Source organism: Aeromicrobium camelliae (assembly GCF_003850045.1).
GTDB classification, from domain to species: domain Bacteria; phylum Actinomycetota; class Actinomycetes; order Propionibacteriales; family Nocardioidaceae; genus Aeromicrobium; species Aeromicrobium camelliae.
The window spans coordinates 1-18887 of sequence record NZ_RQJX01000022.1; the positions used below are offsets into that span (position 1 = coordinate 1).

The 18887-nt window shown below is 68.1% G+C and carries 17 protein-coding genes, 1 tRNA gene and 1 pseudogene; 12 read left to right on the forward strand and 7 right to left on the reverse strand.

Features of this window, described 5'->3' with window-relative positions; genetic code table 11:
- Positions 1-124: 124 nt before the first annotated feature.
- Positions 125-985, forward strand: coding sequence for a tetratricopeptide repeat protein (locus tag EHW97_RS13630; RefSeq protein WP_124237727.1), 861 nt, complete (start codon positions 125-127; stop codon positions 983-985).
- A gap of 3 nt (positions 986-988) precedes the next feature.
- On the opposite strand, the gene EHW97_RS13635 is transcribed toward EHW97_RS13630, so the two are convergent.
- Positions 989-2026 (reverse strand): FUSC family protein, encoded by a 1038-nt coding sequence (locus EHW97_RS13635; protein ID WP_124237728.1) that lies wholly within the window; start codon positions 2024-2026, stop codon positions 989-991.
- Positions 2027-2068: 42 nt separating this feature from the next.
- Between EHW97_RS13635 and EHW97_RS13640 the strand changes: the two genes are divergently transcribed.
- From EHW97_RS13640 to EHW97_RS13680, 10 genes are all read left to right on the forward strand, one after another.
- Positions 2069-3316 (forward strand): glutamate-5-semialdehyde dehydrogenase, encoded by a 1248-nt coding sequence (locus EHW97_RS13640; protein ID WP_124237729.1) that lies wholly within the window; start codon positions 2069-2071, stop codon positions 3314-3316.
- A gap of 121 nt (positions 3317-3437) precedes the next feature.
- On the forward strand, positions 3438-4784 hold the full coding sequence (locus EHW97_RS13645) for an MFS transporter (protein WP_243696457.1): 1347 nt from the start codon (positions 3438-3440) through the stop codon (positions 4782-4784).
- Between the two features lie 3 nt (positions 4785-4787).
- Positions 4788-5621 carry an alpha/beta fold hydrolase gene (locus EHW97_RS13650; RefSeq protein WP_124237730.1) on the forward strand — a complete coding sequence of 278 codons (834 nt, stop codon included), beginning with the start codon at positions 4788-4790 and terminating at the stop codon, positions 5619-5621.
- The gene (locus EHW97_RS13655; RefSeq protein ID WP_124237731.1) at positions 5618-7498 is read left to right on the forward strand and encodes a flavin-containing monooxygenase; all 1881 of its coding nucleotides are present in this window, start codon (positions 5618-5620) and stop codon (positions 7496-7498) included. Before EHW97_RS13650 ends, EHW97_RS13655 begins: the two co-directional genes overlap by 4 nt.
- Before the next feature lie 13 nt (positions 7499-7511).
- Complete coding sequence (locus EHW97_RS13660; RefSeq protein WP_124237732.1) at positions 7512-8348, forward strand: IclR family transcriptional regulator; 837 nt, start codon at positions 7512-7514, stop codon at positions 8346-8348.
- Between the two features lie 4 nt (positions 8349-8352).
- Positions 8353-8496: a hypothetical protein gene (locus EHW97_RS15395; protein ID WP_166367515.1), complete on the forward strand. Its 144-nt coding sequence runs from the start codon at positions 8353-8355 to the stop codon at positions 8494-8496.
- 5 nt (positions 8497-8501) lie between these two features.
- Positions 8502-9119: a nicotinate-nucleotide adenylyltransferase gene (gene nadD / locus EHW97_RS13665; RefSeq protein ID WP_124237733.1), complete on the forward strand. Its 618-nt coding sequence runs from the start codon at positions 8502-8504 to the stop codon at positions 9117-9119.
- The gene (gene rsfS / locus EHW97_RS13670; protein WP_124237734.1) at positions 9116-9478 is read left to right on the forward strand and encodes a ribosome silencing factor; all 363 of its coding nucleotides are present in this window, start codon (positions 9116-9118) and stop codon (positions 9476-9478) included. Before nadD ends, rsfS begins: the two co-directional genes overlap by 4 nt.
- The gene (locus EHW97_RS13675; protein WP_124237735.1) at positions 9475-10155 is read left to right on the forward strand and encodes a histidine phosphatase family protein; all 681 of its coding nucleotides are present in this window, start codon (positions 9475-9477) and stop codon (positions 10153-10155) included. The genes rsfS and EHW97_RS13675 overlap by 4 nt, the downstream gene beginning before the upstream one ends.
- Before the next feature lie 128 nt (positions 10156-10283).
- A tRNA-Ala gene (locus EHW97_RS13680) sits at positions 10284-10356 on the forward strand.
- A gap of 559 nt (positions 10357-10915) precedes the next feature.
- Here EHW97_RS13680 and EHW97_RS15990 read toward each other — a convergent pair.
- From EHW97_RS15990 to EHW97_RS13710, 6 genes and pseudogenes are all read right to left on the reverse strand, one after another.
- Positions 10916-11956, reverse strand: a pseudogene (locus EHW97_RS15990) (recombinase family protein); the annotation flags it as partial.
- A gap of 49 nt (positions 11957-12005) precedes the next feature.
- Positions 12006-12224: a hypothetical protein gene (locus EHW97_RS13690; RefSeq protein ID WP_124237736.1), complete on the reverse strand. Its 219-nt coding sequence runs from the start codon at positions 12222-12224 to the stop codon at positions 12006-12008.
- Positions 12225-12348: 124 nt separating this feature from the next.
- The gene (locus EHW97_RS13695) at positions 12349-12999 is read right to left on the reverse strand and encodes a hypothetical protein (protein WP_124237737.1); all 651 of its coding nucleotides are present in this window, start codon (positions 12997-12999) and stop codon (positions 12349-12351) included.
- A gap of 82 nt (positions 13000-13081) precedes the next feature.
- Positions 13082-13645 (reverse strand): single-stranded DNA-binding protein, encoded by a 564-nt coding sequence (locus EHW97_RS13700; protein WP_124237738.1) that lies wholly within the window; start codon positions 13643-13645, stop codon positions 13082-13084.
- 93 nt (positions 13646-13738) lie between these two features.
- On the reverse strand, positions 13739-15493 hold the full coding sequence (locus tag EHW97_RS13705; protein ID WP_243696459.1) for a type IV secretory system conjugative DNA transfer family protein: 1755 nt from the start codon (positions 15491-15493) through the stop codon (positions 13739-13741).
- 47 nt (positions 15494-15540) lie between these two features.
- Entirely contained in the window at positions 15541-16014 is a 474-nt protein-coding gene (locus EHW97_RS13710) for a hypothetical protein (protein WP_124237739.1), read from the reverse strand.
- Between the two features lie 279 nt (positions 16015-16293).
- Here EHW97_RS13710 and EHW97_RS13715 point away from each other — a divergent pair, with 279 nt between their 5' ends.
- Complete coding sequence (locus EHW97_RS13715) at positions 16294-18861, forward strand: AAA family ATPase (RefSeq protein ID WP_124237740.1); 2568 nt, start codon at positions 16294-16296, stop codon at positions 18859-18861.
- Positions 18862-18887 lie beyond the last annotated feature (26 nt).

Genomic DNA, 18887 nt, shown 5'->3' on the forward strand with positions numbered 1-18887 from the left:
GTGGGAGAGTAGGACGTCGCCGGACAACCACACAGCGCGAGGCCGCCCCAACCCTGGGGCGGCCTCGCTGCATTTACCCCCAGGATCCCCGCGAGGGTGAGAACCCTGGTATCAAGGAAGAGTCATGGCTGAATCGAAGAGGCCCCGCCCGAGTCAGGGTCGTGGGGGCGCGGGCAAGGGCCCGCAGAAGCGGACCGGTCGTCCTGGTGCACCTGAGCGCCGTGGTGGCCGTGGCGGTGCTCCCGCCGGCGGCCAGCGAAGCGGACCCCCGCGCGGACGCCGCCCCGAACCCAAGGAACGCACGGACGCGCAGAAGACCTACGACGGTCCGCCGATCCCGGACGACGTGAGTGCCAAGGATCTCGACCGCTTCGCTCGCCAGGAACTTCAAGGCCTTCCGCCGAAGCTCGCCGAGAAGGTGGCTCGCCACCTCGTGATGGCCGGCTCCCTGCTGCATGAAGACCCTGCCCTGGCCCACCAGCACGCGCTCGCCGCGCGCGCTCGCGCTATGCGCAATGGCCTGGTGCGTGAGGCGACCGGCGAGACCGCCTATGCGCTCGGTAATTGGTCTGAAGCGCTCTCGGAGTTTCGAGCTGCGCGCCGTATCACCGGCCGGTTGATCTACGCCGCCATGATGGCCGACTGCGAGCGTGCGCTGAAGCGCCCTGAGAAGGCGCTCGAATACGACACCCCCGACATCCGCGCTCATCTCGACGAAGCCGGCAACGCCGAGCTCACCATCGTCATGGCGGGCGCCCGCCGCGACATGGGACAGCTCGAGGCTGCGCTTCAGCTGCTCGAGACCGAGAACCTGCTGAGCAAGAACCGCGCCGATTGGGTGGCTCGGCTCCGCTACGCGTACGCGGACACGCTCCTCGCCGCGGGGCGCCGCGACGAGGCCGTCACCTGGTTCCACCGCGTGGTCGCCGTCGACGGCAACAAGCTCACCGACGCCGAAGAGCGGCTGGCCGAGCTCGAGGGCTGAGGCTCAACGGTCTCGGCGTGGCCGGGCGACGTGGGCTACGACCACCCAGAGGACGCCCACGGCGCCTCCGAGCACGGTCATCACAACGCGCTCGACCATGAGCTCACCGGCAGGAGCCGGGGACGCCAGATGCACCATCAGCAGCGCCAACGGGGTGATCGTGAGGAGCGCGAGAACGTAGTTGCGCCCGATGAGGACTTCGGTGACCACCTGCAGCGCGACCACGACGAGGATCGTGGCGAGCGGAGACGGGTCGAGCGTCAGCAGTAGGCCGGCCACGAGAACGCCGGCCACGGTTCCGACGCTGCGCATGACGGCCCGTGCCACCCGCACCGTGCTCGAGGTCGCGGCGAAAGCCGCTGCCGCGGCCACCCCGGCCCAGTACTCGTGGCCGATCCCGGTGAGCGCTCCGCACCACGTGGCGGTGCCGACGGCGAACGCGGTGAGAGCGACGTCCTCTCGGGCAGCAGGGGAGCGCAGCGCGGCGGCCACACCGGCATCCCATGACACTTCGCGGCGCCGTCGCTTCGGCAGGACGGCCCCGAGCGCCGAGATGCCCATCGCGAACAACGCGCTGAGGCTGGCAACGCCCAGGAGCGGTCCGACGAGTTCCGGCGGCGTGGGGTGGCCCGCCGTGGCGCCCACCGCGAAAACTGCGAAGATCGCGCCTGGCGGGTGCCAACGGAAGGCCAGTGAGCACAGCGTCGCGACGGCCGCCATGACGGCAACGGCGACGGTGCCCCAGAGGGCGGGGGACCCTGTCGTGGAGACTGTGGCCCCGATGCCCACACCGCCGACGAGAACCGGCGCGGCGGTCGCCTGCATCGCCGCGCGTGGACGGTGGCTGTGCGCACGGCCGTACAACGCCGTGAACGCACCGAAGGCGGCCCCGAGCGCGAGATCGAGCCGGTCGAGCGACCACAGGAGCAGCAGCGGCATCGCCACACTCACGCCTGCTCGCACCGCGATCCAGTGGTCGCGATGCGCTGGTGCGACCGTGGTGAGCTGTCTCCACACACTCGTCAGCACCCGTCCCAGCACCAACCCATCCTAGGAGCGCGAGGCAGAGCCTAGAATGCGGGCATGAAGGAGCACGTTCACGACGCCGCCCGTCGCGCTCGCGAGGCAGCGGCTGTGCTGGCACTCGCCACGCGCGCCGACAAGGACGCGGCATTGATCGCCATGGCCGAGGCCCTGGTGCAGTCCACCGGCCGCATCCTGGAGGCGAACGACGCCGACGTCGCGGCAGCGCGTGCCGATGGTACTCCGGAGAACGTCATCGACCGGCTCGCGCTCGACGAAGGCCGCGTCACGAGCTTCGCCCAGGGCGTCCGTGACGTCGCCGCGCTTCCCGACCCTGTCGGGGAGGTCGTGCGTGGCTCGACTCTGCCCAACGGGTTGGAGCTGCGTCAGATCCGCGTCCCGATGGGCGTCATCGGGATGATCTACGAGGGGCGGCCCAACGTCACGGCGGATGCCGCCGCGATCTGCCTCAAAGCAGGGAACGCCTCGCTGCTGCGCGGTTCCAGGAGCGCCGCGCGGTCCAACGCCGTGATCGTGGAGATCATGCGCGAGGCCGTCGCCGCGACCGGTCTCCCGGCCGACGTGGTGCAAGCGATCTCGGCAGAGGACCGCTCGACCGCGACGCACCTCATGCAGGCACGGGGCCTGGTCGATCTCGTGATCCCGCGCGGCGGTGCCGGGCTGATCCGCACGGTCGTGGAGGAGTCGACCGTGCCGGTCATCGAGACGGGCACCGGCAACGTCCACGTGTACGTCGACGCCGACGCGGACCTGGACATGGCGCTGGACATCGTCATCAACTCCAAGACGCACCGCACGAGCGTGTGCAACGCGGCGGAGTCGCTGCTCGTGCACAAGGCCGTCGCGGACGAGTTCCTCCCGCGGGTGGTCGCCGCGCTCCGTGAGCACGGCGTGGTGATCCACGGCGACCCGGCGTTCATGGCCGTCGACCCGGCCGTCCAAGCGGTCACCGAGGAGGCGTACGCGACGGAGTTCCTCGCGTCGGAGATCTCGGCGCGGGTCGTCGGTTCGGTCGATGACGCGATCGCGCACATCCGCCGCTATTCGTCGGGCCACACCGAGGCCATCGTCACCCGCTCGCTCGAGGCGGCACACCGCTTCACCCGCGGGGTCGACTCGGCCGCCGTGATGGTCAATGCGTCGACGCGGTTCACTGATGGTGGCGAGTTCGGCTTCGGTGCGGAGATCGGCATCTCGACGCAGAAGCTGCACGCCCGCGGGCCCATGGGGTTGCAGGAGATGACCACGACGACGTACATCGTGACCGGCGACGGGCAGGTCCGCTGATCGCGGTTCTCGGATCCCGATAATCCTGGTTGGAGGGTAGGGCCCGGGAACGCCATCCTCGTCTGGCCATGTGACGTGGCCCACGCCGCTACTGGTGGCGTGAAACAGACAGGAGTATCCCGTGACCTCACCCATCGGCACCCGCGGTCCGCGATCGACCGCGGCCGAGCAACGTAAGGTGCTCGCCGGCACCATGATCGGCACCACCATCGAGTGGTACGACTTCTTCATCTACGCCAACGCGGCAGCGCTGGTGTTCGCGCCGCTGTACTTCTCGCACGCGACGTCGGGCGCCATGGCGCAGATCGTCGCTTTCATGTCGGTCGGCATCTCGTTCTTCTTCCGGCCACTCGGCGCGGCCATCGCGGGCCACCTGGGCGACCGCATCGGACGTAAGAGGCTGCTTGTCGTCACCTTGACGATGATGGGCACCGCGACGGTCCTCATGGGCCTGACGCCGACTGCGGCGCAGATCGGCGTGCTCGCCCCGCTGATGCTGGTGCTGCTGCGCATCGTCCAGGGCCTCTCGACGGGCGGCGAGTGGGGTGCCGCCGCGCTCATGGCGGTGGAGCACGCGCCGGATCACCGCCGCGGGTACTTCGGTTCCTTCCCGCAGATCGGTGCCGCTGCGGGCATGTTGCTGGCCACGGGAGCGCTCGCGATCGTCAGCGCCACGACCACGGCCGAGCAGTTCATGGCGTGGGGCTGGCGCCTGCCGTTCCTTGGCAGCATCGTGCTCCTGGTGGTCGGTCTGTACATCCGCCGCCGCGTGGGTGAGAGCCCGGTGTTCGAGGAGTTGGAACAGACCAGCAAGCGCGCCTCCGCCCCGATCGCGCAGGTGCTGAAGCGTCACAAGACCGAGTTGTTCCAGGCCACCTGGGCGTACGCCGGTGTCAACGCCGCCGCTTACATGGTGCTCGGCGGCTACGTGCTGAGCTACTCGACGAACTCCCTCGGGCTCAATCGCACCGGTGTGCTGACGATCATCGCGGTCGTCAACGTGCTGTGGATCGCGTTAACCATTTGGGCCGGCGCGCTCTCGGACCGGATCGGTCGCGTCAACACCTACAAGATCGGGTTCATCAGCCTGGCGGTCTGGGTGTTCCCGATGTTCCTGCTCATCGACACCGGTTCCTACGTCGCGCTCGTCGTGGCGCTGGCGGGTCTCGCCGTGGGCCTGAGCTTCTCGTACGGACAGCAGTCGGCGATGTACGCCGAGATGTTCCCCGCCCAGGTCCGTTTCACCGGCGCCTCGCTCGGTTACGCCTTGGGCTCGATCATCGGCGGCGGCTTCGCGCCCACCATCGCCTCGGCCCTGCAGACCTCGACGGGCTCCACGATGCCGGTCGCGGCCTACCTCGCGCTCTGGGCGCTCATCGCGCTCGCGGTGGTCTGGAAGGTCAAGGACCGCACCGGCCAGGACATCTCCGCGGCGGCCGCCGCCACCCCCACCACGACGAAAGGCTGACCCATGGCTCGTATCCACACCACCGTCATCGATGGGCTCCGCACGCGGTACATCGAGGCAGGGGACCGTTCCCGACCGACGCTGCTGTTGATCCACGACGGCGGTTTCGGCGCCAGCGCCGAGCTCTGCTGGTCTGACGTGATCGAGGAGCTGGAAGCCCGCTTCCATCTCGTCGCCCCCGACCTGCTGGGATGGGGCGGCTCCGACAAGGTGGTGCACTTCGGCGAGGCGCCCTATCCGTCGAAGATCCGCCAGGTCGCGCGGCTGGTGGAGACTCTCGATCTCGACGAGGTGGTCTCGGTCGGCACCTCCTTCGGCGGTTCCCTGGCCCTGCGTGCCGCCCTCGAGCCGGAGAATCCGTGGCGCGCCCGGGGAGTCGTGAGCATCACCGGGGCCGGTGGGCTCTATCGCGTTCCGGAAGGGGTCGAGGCGATCGGGAGCTTCGATCCCACCATCGAGGACGCGCGCCGGCTCACGTCGTGGCTCGTCGCTGATGCAGACGCCTTCGAGGAGCATGCGCGTCAGCGGCTCGAGAACAGCCTCGTGCCGGGGCACTGGGAAGCGATGAACGCCCCCCGCCTGCGCAACCCCCGGGCCGAGCGCCCGGACGTGAAGGACCCGTTCCTCGCCCGGCTCGCCGAGTTGCGGCTTCCGGTGTTGTTCGTCGAGGGCGCCCGCGACCGACTGCTCGACCAGGGCTGGGCGAAGCAGCTGGCGGACCTCGCGCCGCACGGCGAGGCGCTCACGATGGACTGCGGCCACGCGCCCAACGTCGAGCTGCCCGCCGAGCTCGCGAAGGTGCTTGCGATGTTCGCCGACCGGGGTGAGGATCGGTGACGCTTCCCCTCGTGAGTGTGGACCAGATCGAGGAATTGCTGGCAGGGGCGGAGATCCCGCCCCTGCTGGCAGCCATGGCGCATGCCACGGGTGACCGCGACTTCCTCGACCCCGAGCTCGCTCCGCCGCACCGTCAGCGCGGCGCCCGCCTCGTCAAACACGGCGGCATGGACGAGCCGGCGGTCGAGCGTGCGAAGGAGCTCATCGCGGCGGCGTTGCCCGACGTCCTCGGTCGCGAACCCGCGTTGCGTGAGGAACTCATCGAGCCGAGCGTGTCCTTCCTCGCCGGCCGGCTTCGCGACGGCGCCGATGATCTCCTGCGTCATGAGCTCGTCGGCCCGCCGACACCGGTGGACTTGACGGCGTCGGGACTGCGCGCCGTCGTGGTCGGCGCGGGAGTTTCCGGACTGGCGGCTGCGGTGAATCTACGGGCAGCGGGAGTCGAAGTCACTGTGCTCGACAAGAACGAAGAGGTCGGCGGTACCTGGTGGGAGAACACCTATCCGGGGTGCCGACTCGACACCCCAAACTTCACCTACAGCTACAGCTTCGCCCAGCGTCCGGTGTGGCCGGATCACTTCTCGCGGCAGCCGGATCTGCGTGACTATCTGATCGAGGTCTCCTCGCAGTTCCGGCTGCGCGACGCCATGCGCTTCGGCCGCGAGGTCGAGGAGGCCGTGTGGGAGGAGTCGACCGCCGAATGGGTCGTGACCGTCCATGCGCCACAGGGCAGGGAGGTGTACCGCTGCGACGTGCTGGTGACGGCCGTGGGACAGCTCAACCGACCTCGCATCCCCAACATTCCCGGGTTGGACGAGTTTCCCGGGGACGTCATGCACTCGGCGACGTGGGACCACGGCGTAGAGCTGGCCGGGCGCGAGGTCGCGGTCGTGGGGACGGGGGCCAGCGCCTTCCAGATCGTCCCGTCGGTGGTGGACGACGTCGCCCGGCTCACCGTCTTCCAGCGTAACGCCCCGTGGATGCTGCCCACGCCGCACTACACGCAGCCCATCGACGGGGCGCAGCGGAGGCTTTTCGAACAGGTCCCCGGCTACGGACGGTGGTACCGGTTCTGGCAGTTCGTGGCCTCGATGGAGGCGTGGCTTCCACTGGTCGAGGTCGACCCCGGCTGGTCGGAGCCGGGCACAGTGTCACGACTGAACGCCGAATTCCGCGAGGAGTTGCTCGACGCTTTGCGCGGCCAGTTCGCCGACCGTCCGGACCTGCTCGCCGTGTGCACCCCCAGCTATCCGCCGGGCGCGAAGCGGATGCTGCGCGACGACGGCTCCTGGGGACGTGCTCTGCGTCGTGATCATGTCGATGTCGTCCGCAGCGGCGTCGTTCGGGTGGAGGGCCGGCGGCTCATCGCCGCAGACGGCAGCTCGGTCGAAGCCGACGTCATCGTCTTCGCCACCGGGTTCCGGGCTGAGGAGTTCCTCGCGCCGATGCGGATCGTGGGACGCGAGGGACGGACGCTGAGCGAGCACTGGAAGGGTGACGCACGAGCGTACGCGACGACGAGCGTTCCCGGGTTCCCGAACCTGTTCATGCTGCTGGGACCCAATTCGGGGCTGGCCGCGAACGGCAGCATCGTGTTCATGTCCGAGTGCGCGGCGGAGTACGTCGTGCGATGCCTGGAAACCCTCGTGCGGCGCCACGCGGAGGCGATGGCGCCGACCGTGGAAGCCTACGAGCGCTTCGCGGAGCGTGTCGATGCGGCGAACCGACTTCGGGCCTGGGGAGTTCCCGGCGTATCGACGTGGTATCAGAACCAGTACGGTCGTGTCTCTCAGAACTGGCCGCTGGAGTTGGCGGACTACTGGGAGTTAACGCACCGGGTCGTCGAGGAGGACTTCGACTTCACCGGCGTGCGGTGAGAGAGGCGGCGGCGTGAAGGATCACAGCAGCGACAACTCGTACTTGGGCCGGGTGCTGCGCATCCTGGAGTCGTTCACGCCGTCGTGTCCCGCCCTCTCCGTGGCGCAGCTCGCCGAGCGGACGGGCATCCCGCTACCGACCGTCTACCGGTACGTGGGCGAGCTGGTCCGTGTCGGGCTGCTCGAACGCGTGGGGGAGGGCGACCGGCTTCGAGCCTCCGTCCGGCTGTGGGAGCTCGGTTACCGGGCGTCCAACGCCACCGCGGTCCGAACGGTCGCCCTGCCGTTCATGCAGGATCTCCACGCGACCGTCGGCCACAACACCCAGCTGGCCGTGCTCGACGGCACGGAGGTGCTTTACGTGGAACGGTTGCGAGCGCGTGGTGCGATCACCAACATCACACAGACCGGCGAGCGGATGCCGGCCAAGATCAACTCCTCGGGTCTGCTGCTAGCCGCGTTCCTCGACGACCGTGAGCGCGTCGAGCAGATCATCGAGGAGGACATCTCCGACTACTGGTTGGTCGCGGGACCGCCCCCGTTCGCCGCGGTACACGTGCCGACGCGCGAGGAGGTCGAAGGGGTGCTGGCTCGGGCGCGACGTGACGACTTCTGCCGGCTCGACGCGTGGCTGTCGCCCGACACCGCCGGAATCTCCGCGCCGATTCGCGACGCGCTCGGCACGGTGTGCGCCGCGCTCTCGTTGATCGTCCCTAATGATCGGTCGATACCTCAACGGGTTGTGCCCGCGCTGCGCACGAGCGCCACGGCGATTTCGCGCGCGTTGGGATGGCGCGGGAAGGTCAGATCACGCCATCGCTCGGCCCCGCTGATCGCGCTGGTAGATTAAGCACATGCTCGATCTGCTGAAGTTCGCCGAGGAAGCCGCGCACGAGCCGGCCGTTCATCCGGCCCTCGTCGGGGTGGCCGCGCTGGGCATCCTCCTGGTGTTGCTGTTCGTCCTCCTCGCCTTCGGCAAGGGCCGCGACCACACCTGAGCCACATGGCCGCCAGCGAACGCCGCCGCATCGGTGTGATGGGCGGGACGTTCGATCCCATCCACCACGGGCACCTCGTCGCCGCGAGCGAGGTGCAGTCGTGGTTCGACCTCGACGAGGTCATCTTCGTGCCCACCGGGCAGCCCTGGCAGAAGGCCGACCGGACGGTCTCACCGCCGGAGGATCGCTACCTCATGACGGTGATCGCGACCGCGGCCAACCCGCGCTTCCAGGTGAGCCGGGTCGACATCGAACGACACGGACCGACCTACACGATCGACACGCTGCGGGACCTCTCCGCGCAACACCCCGACGCCGACCTGTACTTCATCACCGGTGCCGACGCGATGGCCGCGATCCTCACCTGGCGCGACCACGACGAGCTGTTCGATCTCGCGCACTTCGTCGGATGCACCCGCCCCGGCCACGAGATGGACGAGAAGACGCTCGAGGGGCTGCCGGCCGACCGGGTGACGTTGGTCGAGATCCCGGCGCTGGCGATCTCGTCGACCGACTGCCGGCAGCGCGTCCAGAAAGGCGAGCCGGTCTGGTACCTCGTCCCCGACGGGGTCGTCCAGTACATCGGTAAGCACCGCCTCTACCACTCCAAGGATTCAGCATGACCGCCACCGACCGCGCTCTCGAACTCGCGCGTGCCGCAGCCGCGGCCGCCGATGACAAGCAAGCCACCGACATCGTCGCCTTCGACGTGTCCGACCAACTCGTCATCACCGATGCCTTCGTCCTGTGCTCGGGTGCCAACCCGCCGCAGATGTCAGCCATCCGCGACGCCGTCGAGGAGAAGCTCCACGGCCTGGGCGCCAAGCCGATCCGCCGTGAGGGAGAGCGCGAAGGCCGGTGGGTGTTGCTCGACTACGCCGACATCGTCGTCCACATCCAGCACGTCGAGGAGCGCGCGTTCTACGCCCTCGAACGGCTGTGGAGCGACTGCCCGACCATCGAGCTCGGGCTGCCGCAATGACCCGTTCGCGTCGCGTCATCGTCTGGCGGCACGGGCGCACGGCGTGGAACCTCGCGGGCCGCGTCCAGGGCCAGAGCGACGTGCCGCTCGACGAGGTCGGGGTTGCGCAGGCGCGCGATGCTGCCGGCTACCTTGCGGCGCTCGAGCCGAGTCGCATCCTGTCGTCCGATCTCAAGCGGGCGGCATCGACGGCCGCCGCGCTCAGTGCTGTCACCGGCATCCCCGTCGAGCTCGACAAGCGGTTCCGGGAGATGGACTTCGGCGCCCGTGAGGGTCTGACGTGGCCGCAGGCATGGGAGGCCTTTCCCGAGGGGATGCAGGCCTGGGTCAACGGGGACGAGACAAAGATCCCCGGCAGCGAGACGCACGAGCAGGCTGGGCGTCGCTTCGCGGCGGCGCTCGAGGATCACCTCGAAGACCTGCCACTCGGTGACACCCTGGTGGTCGTCGCCCACGGGGCCTTGCTGCGAACCGGTCTTTGCGCGTTCCTCGGCTTCGAGGTGGCGTCCTGGCGGCTCTTCGGTGGCCTGGCGAACTGCAACTGGTCGATCCTCGAGGAGAGCCGTCACGGGGACTGGGCCGAGTGGCGGCTCACCGAGTGGAACACCGGCAGCCTCCCCGAGCCGGTCCTCTCCGACGACGAGCAGACCGACCGCCCCGTCGACGAACCCGGCTGACCGTCGGACGCCAGGATCGATGGTCTCGATACGTCGCTTGTTCCTCGCGGCTACTCGACCACCTGTCCGGCGGGGGACCCCGGGTTGGGCGGTCTGAACTCCATCAGGTAAGGTTGACGAGGTTCAACGGGGCTATGGCGCAGTTGGTAGCGCGCTTCCATGGCATGGAAGAGGTCAGGGGTTCGAATCCCCTTAGCTCCACCGTAGTTGACGTACTCGAACCCCCGACATGCGAAAGCGTGTTGGGGGTGAGTGCGTTGAAGGGCTCCGCGAGTTCGACGACGGGCTGCTCGTCTTCGCCGATGTAGATCTTGTCGAAGAAGGCTTGGTTCGCGAGCCGCTTGGCTTCGTCGTCGGACTGCCGGTACATCGTGGCGCAGTAGGTCAGCAGCTTCATGGCGCTGGCGAGGTACTTGCGCTGCCCGGTGTACTGCTCGTGGTCGTTCTCGAGCTTGCGGTCGATCTCCGCGAGGCCGGCGCGGACCCGGTCCTGATGACGCTTGAGCGTGTCGAGGTCGATGGCGTCGGCGAAGTGCGCAGCCAGGAGCTTCTCGCTCTCGGCCTGAAGACGTTTGCGGTTCGCAGTCAGCTCGGCGAGCTCCTGGGAGCGGGAGGCCATGCGCTCATCGAACGCGGTGTCGACCTGCTTGGCCAGGGCCGTGTAGGTGGCCTCGCTGATCCCGATCTGCTGGTAGCAGGTGGTGACGAGGTCCTCAGCGATCCCGACGGGCACGGCCTTGCGGGTGCAGGTGGTGCGTTTGCTGGTCCGGCCGGAGCAGACGTAGTAGGCGTAGCGGATGCCTTGCTTGTTGCGGGCGAAGTCCAGGTGGAGCCGGGACTTGCAGGTCGCGCAGTACAGGATCCCCTTCAGGGGGTGTTCGTGTTTGCGGAACCGGACGTCAGCCTGGGCGCGGGAGTCCAGGAGACGCTGCACGCGTTCCCAGACCTCGGTGTCGACGATGGGCGGGTGGTTGCCGTCGTGAACGGCGCCGTTGTAGCGGATCCGTCCGATGTAGTAGGGGTTGCGCAGGAGTTTGAAGAAGCCGGACTTGCTGACCGGTTTCGAGGGCCGTTGCGGTGTGGCCACCGTGGTCAGGCCGCGGGCGGTGAGGTCGGTGAGGATCTTCTCGACCGAGGTGTCGCCAGCGGCGTAGGCGGCAAAGGCCCATTGGATCAGGGGTGCCCGCTCGGGGTCGACCTCGACGGTGCGGTACTCGCGTCCTTCCTCGGTGTGCTTGCGGACGTTGAGATAGCCCAGCGGCGCGCGGCCCGGCGTGCCACCGGTGGCGATCTTCTGGGTCAGGCCCTTGGTGACCTCGGCGGCGAGGTTCTTGGAGTAGAACTCCGAGATCGCGGACATGACGCCGTGCACGAGGGTCCCGGACGGGGTCTCGTCGATGCTCTCGGTCACCGAGACGAGGGTGACGCCGGCTTCGATGAGGGCGCGTTGGATCTCGAGGTCGACGAGCCGGTCGCGGGCAAGCCGGTCGAGCTTGTGCACGATGCAGTAGGTGACCTGGTGGCTCTTGATGTACTTCAGCATCCGCTGCAGGTCGGGCCGTTTGAGCGTGCGCCCGGAGTAGCCGGGGTCGACGAACTCCTCCACGATGGTGGCACCGATCTCGTCGGCCTTGCGCTGGTTGGCCTGCCGCTGGGCGGGGATCGAGAAGCCCTCGCGCTGACCGCCCTTGGCGGCCTGCTCCTCGGTCGACACCCGCTGGTACGTCACCGCGGTGAGCGCCAAGTTCTCCAGATCGAGCGTCAGCCCTGCGGTCGTTGTGGTCGTCATGACATCCTCCATCGGCCCTCGAGAACCGTTCGCGCCGGTGCCGGGCCGGGTCGAGGGTGATTCATTGTTCCTTGGGTTCGGCCTCGTTCGCGAGTGATTCTGCGATCGGCGATCCGTGCTCCTGTCTTGACCGGCTGGGACGCGCGAGCGTGGCCGCGCGGTGCTGGGAGTCGGCGAGATGAAGCACGAGGTCGACGAGTCGATCCATGTCGGGTTCGGCGCGCACGACCGGGTCGGCGTAGAGCCGGCGGCCGGTGGACTGGTCACTCTGGCGGGTCATGCCGGTCAGGTACGGGCACGACCAGGCGAGGCCAGCAAGACGAGGCGGAGGGGCTGGGTCTGGACGGCAGAGAGGTCGGCCGGGACGGTTGTCGTCCCGGCCGACCCCCGCGGTGGCGTGTGCCCTATTCGCTCTCGATGATCTCCCGCATGGCCGCGTCCTGCTCCTCGCCGCGGGCGCGCACCGCGTCGAGGACGAAGGCGACGAAGTCGGCGCTGCGTTCGGTGACGGGCTGCTCGCTGGTGTCCGGCGGCGTCCATTCGTCGGCCTCGCCGCCAGGCCAGGCGGTGATGCGGGTGGGCCGGTCGCGGTCGAGGCGGCTGCCGGAGATCGAGACCCAGTCGCGGAGGCGTTCGCGGGCGGCGGCGAAGTCGCTGTGCCAGACGACGCCCATATTGCCCTTGGCCTGCTGGTCGTAGCAGATCAGCCAGTGCTGCCGCAGCGCGGACAGCTCCCAGAGCAACTCGGCGTGGCGGTGCCACATGGGCGGGATGATCTGCGGCGGCAGCCCATAGGTGTGCCGGAGCCAGTCGACCCACTCGTTCAGCGCGAGGAGCTCCTGCTCGAGGTCCTCCGGGGTCAGCGCGTCCCAGTTGATGGTGCGGGGCACGGTGCCGAGCTGGGTGCGCAGGTCCTTGGCGTACTCGGCCTGCACCATCCTCTTGACCTGCTGCAGCACCCCGGGCGGCAGGCTCTCCAGATCCGGCGGGGCCGACTCGCCCCCGGCTTTACTGCTGCCAGTCGGATGCTCGGGATCCCGTGGTGTCGTGCTCATGATGGTTCCTCCTCACCGAGCCGTCGCGCCGAACGGTGCAGGGCGACCAGGAACCTGGCCGCCCCGCTCGTGCCGTCGGTGGTCATCGGGCGACGGGTTCGCGTTCCTGCGCCGACGCGGCCGGGCTGGAGACGGCTTCGGGGGCGACCTGGGTCTCGCGCTCGGCGAGCACGTCGGCCACCGGGTCGGCGGGCTCCTTCTCGGCCGCTTCGCCGTCGACGGCCGGTGCCTGCTGCGAGGTGCTCTCGCGGGCGGTGGCGTCGACGGCAGGGGTCTCCCGCTCGTGCGGGGTGCGGTCGATGCTGAAGGTGGTGATGTTGCCGTTCGGTCCGATGGTGCTGGCCCGGAACTGCTCCCGGGTCACCTGCTCGCCTTCGACGTTCTGCGTATACGTGCGCTCCTGGCCCTGGGCGATGAAGTTGTCGCCCTTCTGGTAGGTGGCGTGCGCCCGCTCGGCCGAGGGGCCGAACATGATCAGGTCGGTGAAGTACGGCTCGACCTCGTGGAAGTTGCCCTGTTCGTCGCGCTCGGCGTCCTGGTGGAGGCCGACGCGGGCGTAGAAGCGGGCGTCGCCGTACCGGGTGAAGGACAGGGTCGGGTCGGATGCGATGAACCCGGACACGCCGGGCTTGGTCGGCATAGGCATACCGAGGTCTCCTCTCAGATCTCGCCCGGCCCTGCGCCGGGTCACACGTCAGGTACGGGCCACAACCCGCCCGCCCCCGCGGGCCGCTCGGGGTCAGTGCGCGTGCTGCAGGAGCTGCTCGATCTCGGCCCGGTCTGCCTTCAGCTGGGCGGCATCCGCTCTGGCGGTCCAGGGGCGCAGGGTCGTGATGATCGGCCGGGCGGAGCGGAGCATGACGACCCCGGTGCCGAACGGCAACGTCCTGAGGACCTCGGGCGGCATGATCGGGATCCGCCGGATCGACCGCTGGTTCGAGTGCGCCCCGTAGGCGTCGGTGGTGACGGAGTCGGTCGACTCGTCGCGTTCCCCGATCAGCGCCGACAGGTCCTGCAAGTCCCGGGAGTTGCTGGCGCCGCCGAGGATGATCTTCACGATCGAGGCATCCCACAAGGCGTTCGCGTTGTTCTCGCCCCACCGCTCCCGCGCCTGCGCCAGGGACTGCAGCACTGGCAGCGTGGTGATGCCGGTGCCGCCGCCCTCGGCCATCAGCACGGGAAGCGCGGGCAGAGGTGCGAGGTTCCCGATCTCGTCCAGGGCCAGCAGCAGGGGCGGATCCATCCGTGCCCCGGCCGAACGGGCGGCGATCTTCCGGGCGGTCTCGACGATGTCCTCGATGAACGCCGACACCAGCGCGGCGGACGCGCCGGCACCGGCCCCGGTCGCCAGCAGATACATGGTCCCGTTCTCCCGCAGGAACGTCTCGGGGTCGAACCGCTCGTCCTCGCCGGGTGATACGGCGTCGAGGACCCGCGGATCGGCGAGTGACCCGAAGGACAGGCTCACGCCCTGCCAGATCGAGTCACGGGTTCTCGGATCGGATTGGATCATCGCGTCTAGTGAGTCCGCCCACCCCTCCGCGGCGTCCGAATTCGTGGAGAGGATGCGGACGGCGTCGGCGGCTGCGGCCGGGCTCAGCGACCACTGGTAGACCGTCTTGGAGTCTCGCCCGTCCAGGGCCGCAGCGTGCAGCAGCGCCTGGATCGCGGCCGTGGTCTTGCCCTCCCAGAAGCCACCGTCCGACACCCCACCGAACCCGGTCGCGGTGGCCAGGCCCTTGGCACGGATCATCGCGGTCAGCGGGTCGCCGCAGCCGCGCACGACCGACCAGCGCATTCCCGCCGGCAACCCCGGCGCGAGGTGCTGGGGGTCGAACACCGCGACCGGCCCCATGCGCTGCCTGGCCTTCAACGTGACGGTCAAGTTGTCGGGCCTTGTGCTCGTGGTCAGCACCGGCCCGGCGGCGTCGAGAATCGAATTGACGACCACATGCAGGCCCTTACCGGATCTCGGCGGGCCGACGAGGAGCATCGAGTCCTCGACAGTCGCCCACACCTGGGTGCCCTTCGCCGTCCCCAGCAGGTAGCCGACTTCAGCCGGGTCGGGCTTCTTGTCCTGGATCGAAGGTCGAAGGGTGCCGGCTCGTCGTTGCAGCGCTTTGCGGGAGGCGACCCGGGCGACCTCGTCGCTGCTCGCCGTCCCGGCGAGGCTGTGCACCCGCGAGCGTTCCCGGCTGCGCCGGACCAGCCGCCACACCGTCACGCCCAGCACGGCCAGGCCGATCAGAGTGAGAACGACGAGGAACCAGTACAGGAGCGGATTCAGCCCGGGAGCACCGATCGCGGCCCCGGGATCCGTGGGGCTGGCGAGGACACCGAGACCGGTTGCCGGCCCGCCGGTCGGCGCCGGGCGCCCGGTGAGGAACGCGGCGACGTTGCCCAGGTAACGCAGCAGCATCGCCAGGGAGGCGGTGGCGGCGAGGCCTCCCAGTGCCAAGCTGACGGTCAGATCGTTGGGTGGACGGTTCTGCAACAGGGGCCTCCCTCGACACGGAGCGAGGCCCTCTCGCCTCGCCTGTGTTAGGTGAGAGGCCGCACCGCCGCCGTCCCCGAGATCCGCCCGAGCAGCACCACCTCGGCGGTATCCGGGTCGGGGATCTCGGCCCGGTCGATCAGGGCGCGGGCGCGCCCGCCCGGGCCGGCCGAGCCGTGCCGCAGGATCACCGCGACCGCGACCTCCTCACCCGGAACGAATCCCGTCGCCTCTAGCTCCACCAACTCCGGGCGGCGGCGCCGCCCGCGCGCCTGTTCCGGTTGCTCCTCTTCCGGCTCGGCCGGGGGTTCGGGCTTGGGTGGGGGTTGCAGGATGTCGGCGCGCACGGTGCCGTCCTGCTCGTGCACCTCGACCCGGGCCGGCACGTCGAACTCGCCGATCAGCTCCGCCAGCCGCGCCCCTACCTCGGAGCGTGCGATGGTCTCGGCGGTGGCCTTGTCACCGTTGACCGTCATCACCAGGTGGTCGGCGTGGGCTTCGAGCACCACAAGCGGCAGCACGGCGGGAACCGGCGGTACCTCCCGAGCGCGCTTCGGAGGGAACACTCGATGCTTCATCGCGTCCCTCCCGGAAGGAGTTCGCGCGCCGTTGCCTGCTCCTGGGTTCTGTGGATTCTCACGCCCGTCAGGTACGGCGTCGATGCGCCTGGCCACCCTGGATCCGTTGCCAGCCGACGCGCGAGGGCGGCATAGTAGCGATTACGACGGAGATCGCTGACTTACACTGGATGGGGAGTAGCACGGTCGCTTCCGACCTCGCGCTCGAGTGCGAGGAGGGGCATGAAAGTGGAGACGGCGACGTCGCAGAGGATCGATCCTCGCGACCTTCTCAGTGAGTGGGCCAATAGCTCTGACGAATGGGTGCGGTACATCGTTCGGCACGTGCTCACCGGAGCAGGGCCACTCAGCAGTGATGAAGCAGCCGAGGCATACGCCCTGTTTCGGCAGGAGAAGGCGTTCGACAGCAGAGAGCTGCCTACAGAAGAGCCTCTCGCGACCCTCGAGTCCGAGGACGAGGCCATTGAACCGCTGACGCTGACCTCCGTAGCCAACGTCGTTGGGGTGAACGCCTTGGTGGAGGGCGGCGTCATCGAGCCCCACGCCGGACTGACCATCCTCTTTGGGGAGAATGGCACAGGAAAGACCGGGTACTCCCGAATCTTCAAGGCCCTCGCCAAGAGTCGCACCGCCGACGTGATACTCGGCGACATCGAAGCCCCGTCACCGAAGCAACAGTCGGCGGAGATCAGCTATACCCTCGGATCCACAACCAAGACCTACACGTGGACTGGCGGCCAGGGCATCGCCCCGTTCACGCGGATGTCGATCTTCGACAGTCCCTCCGTCAGCTTCCACGTCGACGACGATCTGGAATACGTGTACGTACCCGCCGCGTTGGCATTATTCAATCACGTCATCGCTGGTATCAAGTCAGTCCAAAGTGCTATTGATCAGGCGGCCCACGAACTGCGTTCAGGTCATACCGGCCTTCTCTCTCGCTTCACGCGCACCGCCACGGTGTATCCCCTCATCGAGACCCTTGGGGCTTCCACCGACCTCGAACACTTGAAAAGCTTTGTCGACACGGGTGAAGACGTCGACACGCGAGTCGCTCAGTTGCGCCGCACTGTCGCTGCGCTCGAAGCTGACACCATCAGCGCAGAGATCAAGATCCAACAGCGCGTTGAACGAGTCCTCACTCAAGCGTCGAATGCCGCCACGACCCTCGCCGACTTCAACACAGACGCATACAGTCGTGAACGCGAGGCACTTCACGGATTGCAAAAGGACTATCGCGCATTCCGAGACTCCCTGTTCGAGGCGGCCGACCTGCCTGCCGACCCCGACGACACGTGGAGCGCCTTCGTTACGGCCGGCAAAGCCTATGAGGCCCACTTGGTTGAGCTCGGGGTGCACGACATCGACCGGTGCCTCTACTGCAGACAGCCCCTGGACGATGCCGCACGTGGTCTCATCAACAAGTACTCGGAGTATCTCGAGGACAAGATCACCGCCGACATCACGGCCTCCAAGGTGCGACTCGACGCCTTCGGAGAACGAATCACCTCGCTGGAGATCCGCGACGCCGCAACGTTCGCCGCCGAGTACGACGACACCGATGACAAGCCCGACTACCACCTCGAGCTCGACCGGACCCTGCTATCCGTTGCCACAATCACTAAGCAACTACAGGCCGGCGCCTCCATCGACTCCACACTCACCGAGAGCGCGACCACGGACGCCGCGACGTTGAACGTTGTCTTGACGTCTACGACGAGTGCATTGAAGGAACTGAGGAAGCAGGCCGCAACTCGTACCGAGACATTGGCAACCAAGCGGAAGGAGCTCGTCGAGCTCGAAGCCGCCGCCGAACTTGGAAAGTCGTGGTCGCTGATCGAGGCTCAGGTGCGCGACGCCAAGGAAGCTGACCGGTTGACCCTCCTGGCCAAGCCCATGCCCGGGCTGCTACGTGCGGTCACCGGGTTGGCGAAGACCGCCAGCGATCAGATGATCAACGAAAGCTTCGACGCACTGTTCACCGAGGAATGCGCTGCCCTGCGAGCCCCCACCCTCGACATCGAGTTCGTCGGCCGGCAAGGCCTCGCCAAGCGACGCAAGGTCCTCACCGGCAAGCACAAGCCCTCCGCAGTGCTCTCCGAGGGCGAGCAGAAAGTTCTCGCCATGGCCGACTTCCTCGCCGAAGCCCGCTTGGCCGGGATCACCGCCCCCGTGATCTTCGACGACCCCGTGTCCAGCCTCGATCATCGCCGCATCAACGAGGTCGCCCAGCGTGTCACTCTCCTCGCGGAGACGACCCAGGTCATCGTCTTCACCCATGACATCTTCTTCGCCAGCACGCTGCTTGCACTCATGGAAACCACCAAGCGCTGCGCCTACTTCCAGATCACAGACGAAGAAGGCAAGGGCAAGATCACCCGCGCCACTGGTCCACGCTGGGACAGCCTTGGCAGCATCAAGAAGAACATCAACGAGACCATCCAGGCCGCAACCTCGCAGGACGGTGACGCCCGCGCTGCACTCGTTCGCACCGGCTACGACTGGATCCGCGCCTGGTGCGAAGTGTTCACAGAGACTGAGCTTCTACAAGGTGTCACGCAGCGATACCAGCCCAATGTCCGCATGACGAACCTCCCAAAGATCAAAGCAGACGCGCTCCCAGATGCGATCGAGACCGTTAATCGCATCTTTGAGGAAGCGTGCCGATACATCGATGGGCACTCCCAGCCGCTCCCCACTCTCGGCGTCAGCCCGACCCTTGGCGGCCTCGAGACGCATTGGGCGGAACTGACTGCTGCCCGCACCACCTACATCAACGCCGACAGGTAGCGCCTCCGATACGACAACAAGCCGCC

Coding starts and splice junctions, on each gene's coding strand:
- EHW97_RS13650 (WP_124237730.1), top strand. CDS start 4,788: ATGGCTCGTATCCACACCACCGTCATCGATGGGCTCCGCACGCGGTAC.
- EHW97_RS13700 (WP_124237738.1), bottom strand. CDS start 13,645: ATGCCTATGCCGACCAAGCCCGGCGTGTCCGGGTTCATCGCATCCGAC.
- EHW97_RS13690 (WP_124237736.1), bottom strand. CDS start 12,224: ATGACCCGCCAGAGTGACCAGTCCACCGGCCGCCGGCTCTACGCCGAC.
- nadD (WP_124237733.1), top strand. CDS start 8,502: ATGGCCGCCAGCGAACGCCGCCGCATCGGTGTGATGGGCGGGACGTTC.
- EHW97_RS13695 (WP_124237737.1), bottom strand. CDS start 12,999: ATGAGCACGACACCACGGGATCCCGAGCATCCGACTGGCAGCAGTAAA.
- rsfS (WP_124237734.1), top strand. CDS start 9,116: ATGACCGCCACCGACCGCGCTCTCGAACTCGCGCGTGCCGCAGCCGCG.
- EHW97_RS13630 (WP_124237727.1), top strand. CDS start 125: ATGGCTGAATCGAAGAGGCCCCGCCCGAGTCAGGGTCGTGGGGGCGCG.
- EHW97_RS13715 (WP_124237740.1), top strand. CDS start 16,294: ATGAAAGTGGAGACGGCGACGTCGCAGAGGATCGATCCTCGCGACCTT.
- EHW97_RS15395 (WP_166367515.1), top strand. CDS start 8,353: ATGCTCGATCTGCTGAAGTTCGCCGAGGAAGCCGCGCACGAGCCGGCC.
- EHW97_RS13675 (WP_124237735.1), top strand. CDS start 9,475: ATGACCCGTTCGCGTCGCGTCATCGTCTGGCGGCACGGGCGCACGGCG.
- EHW97_RS13640 (WP_124237729.1), top strand. CDS start 2,069: ATGAAGGAGCACGTTCACGACGCCGCCCGTCGCGCTCGCGAGGCAGCG.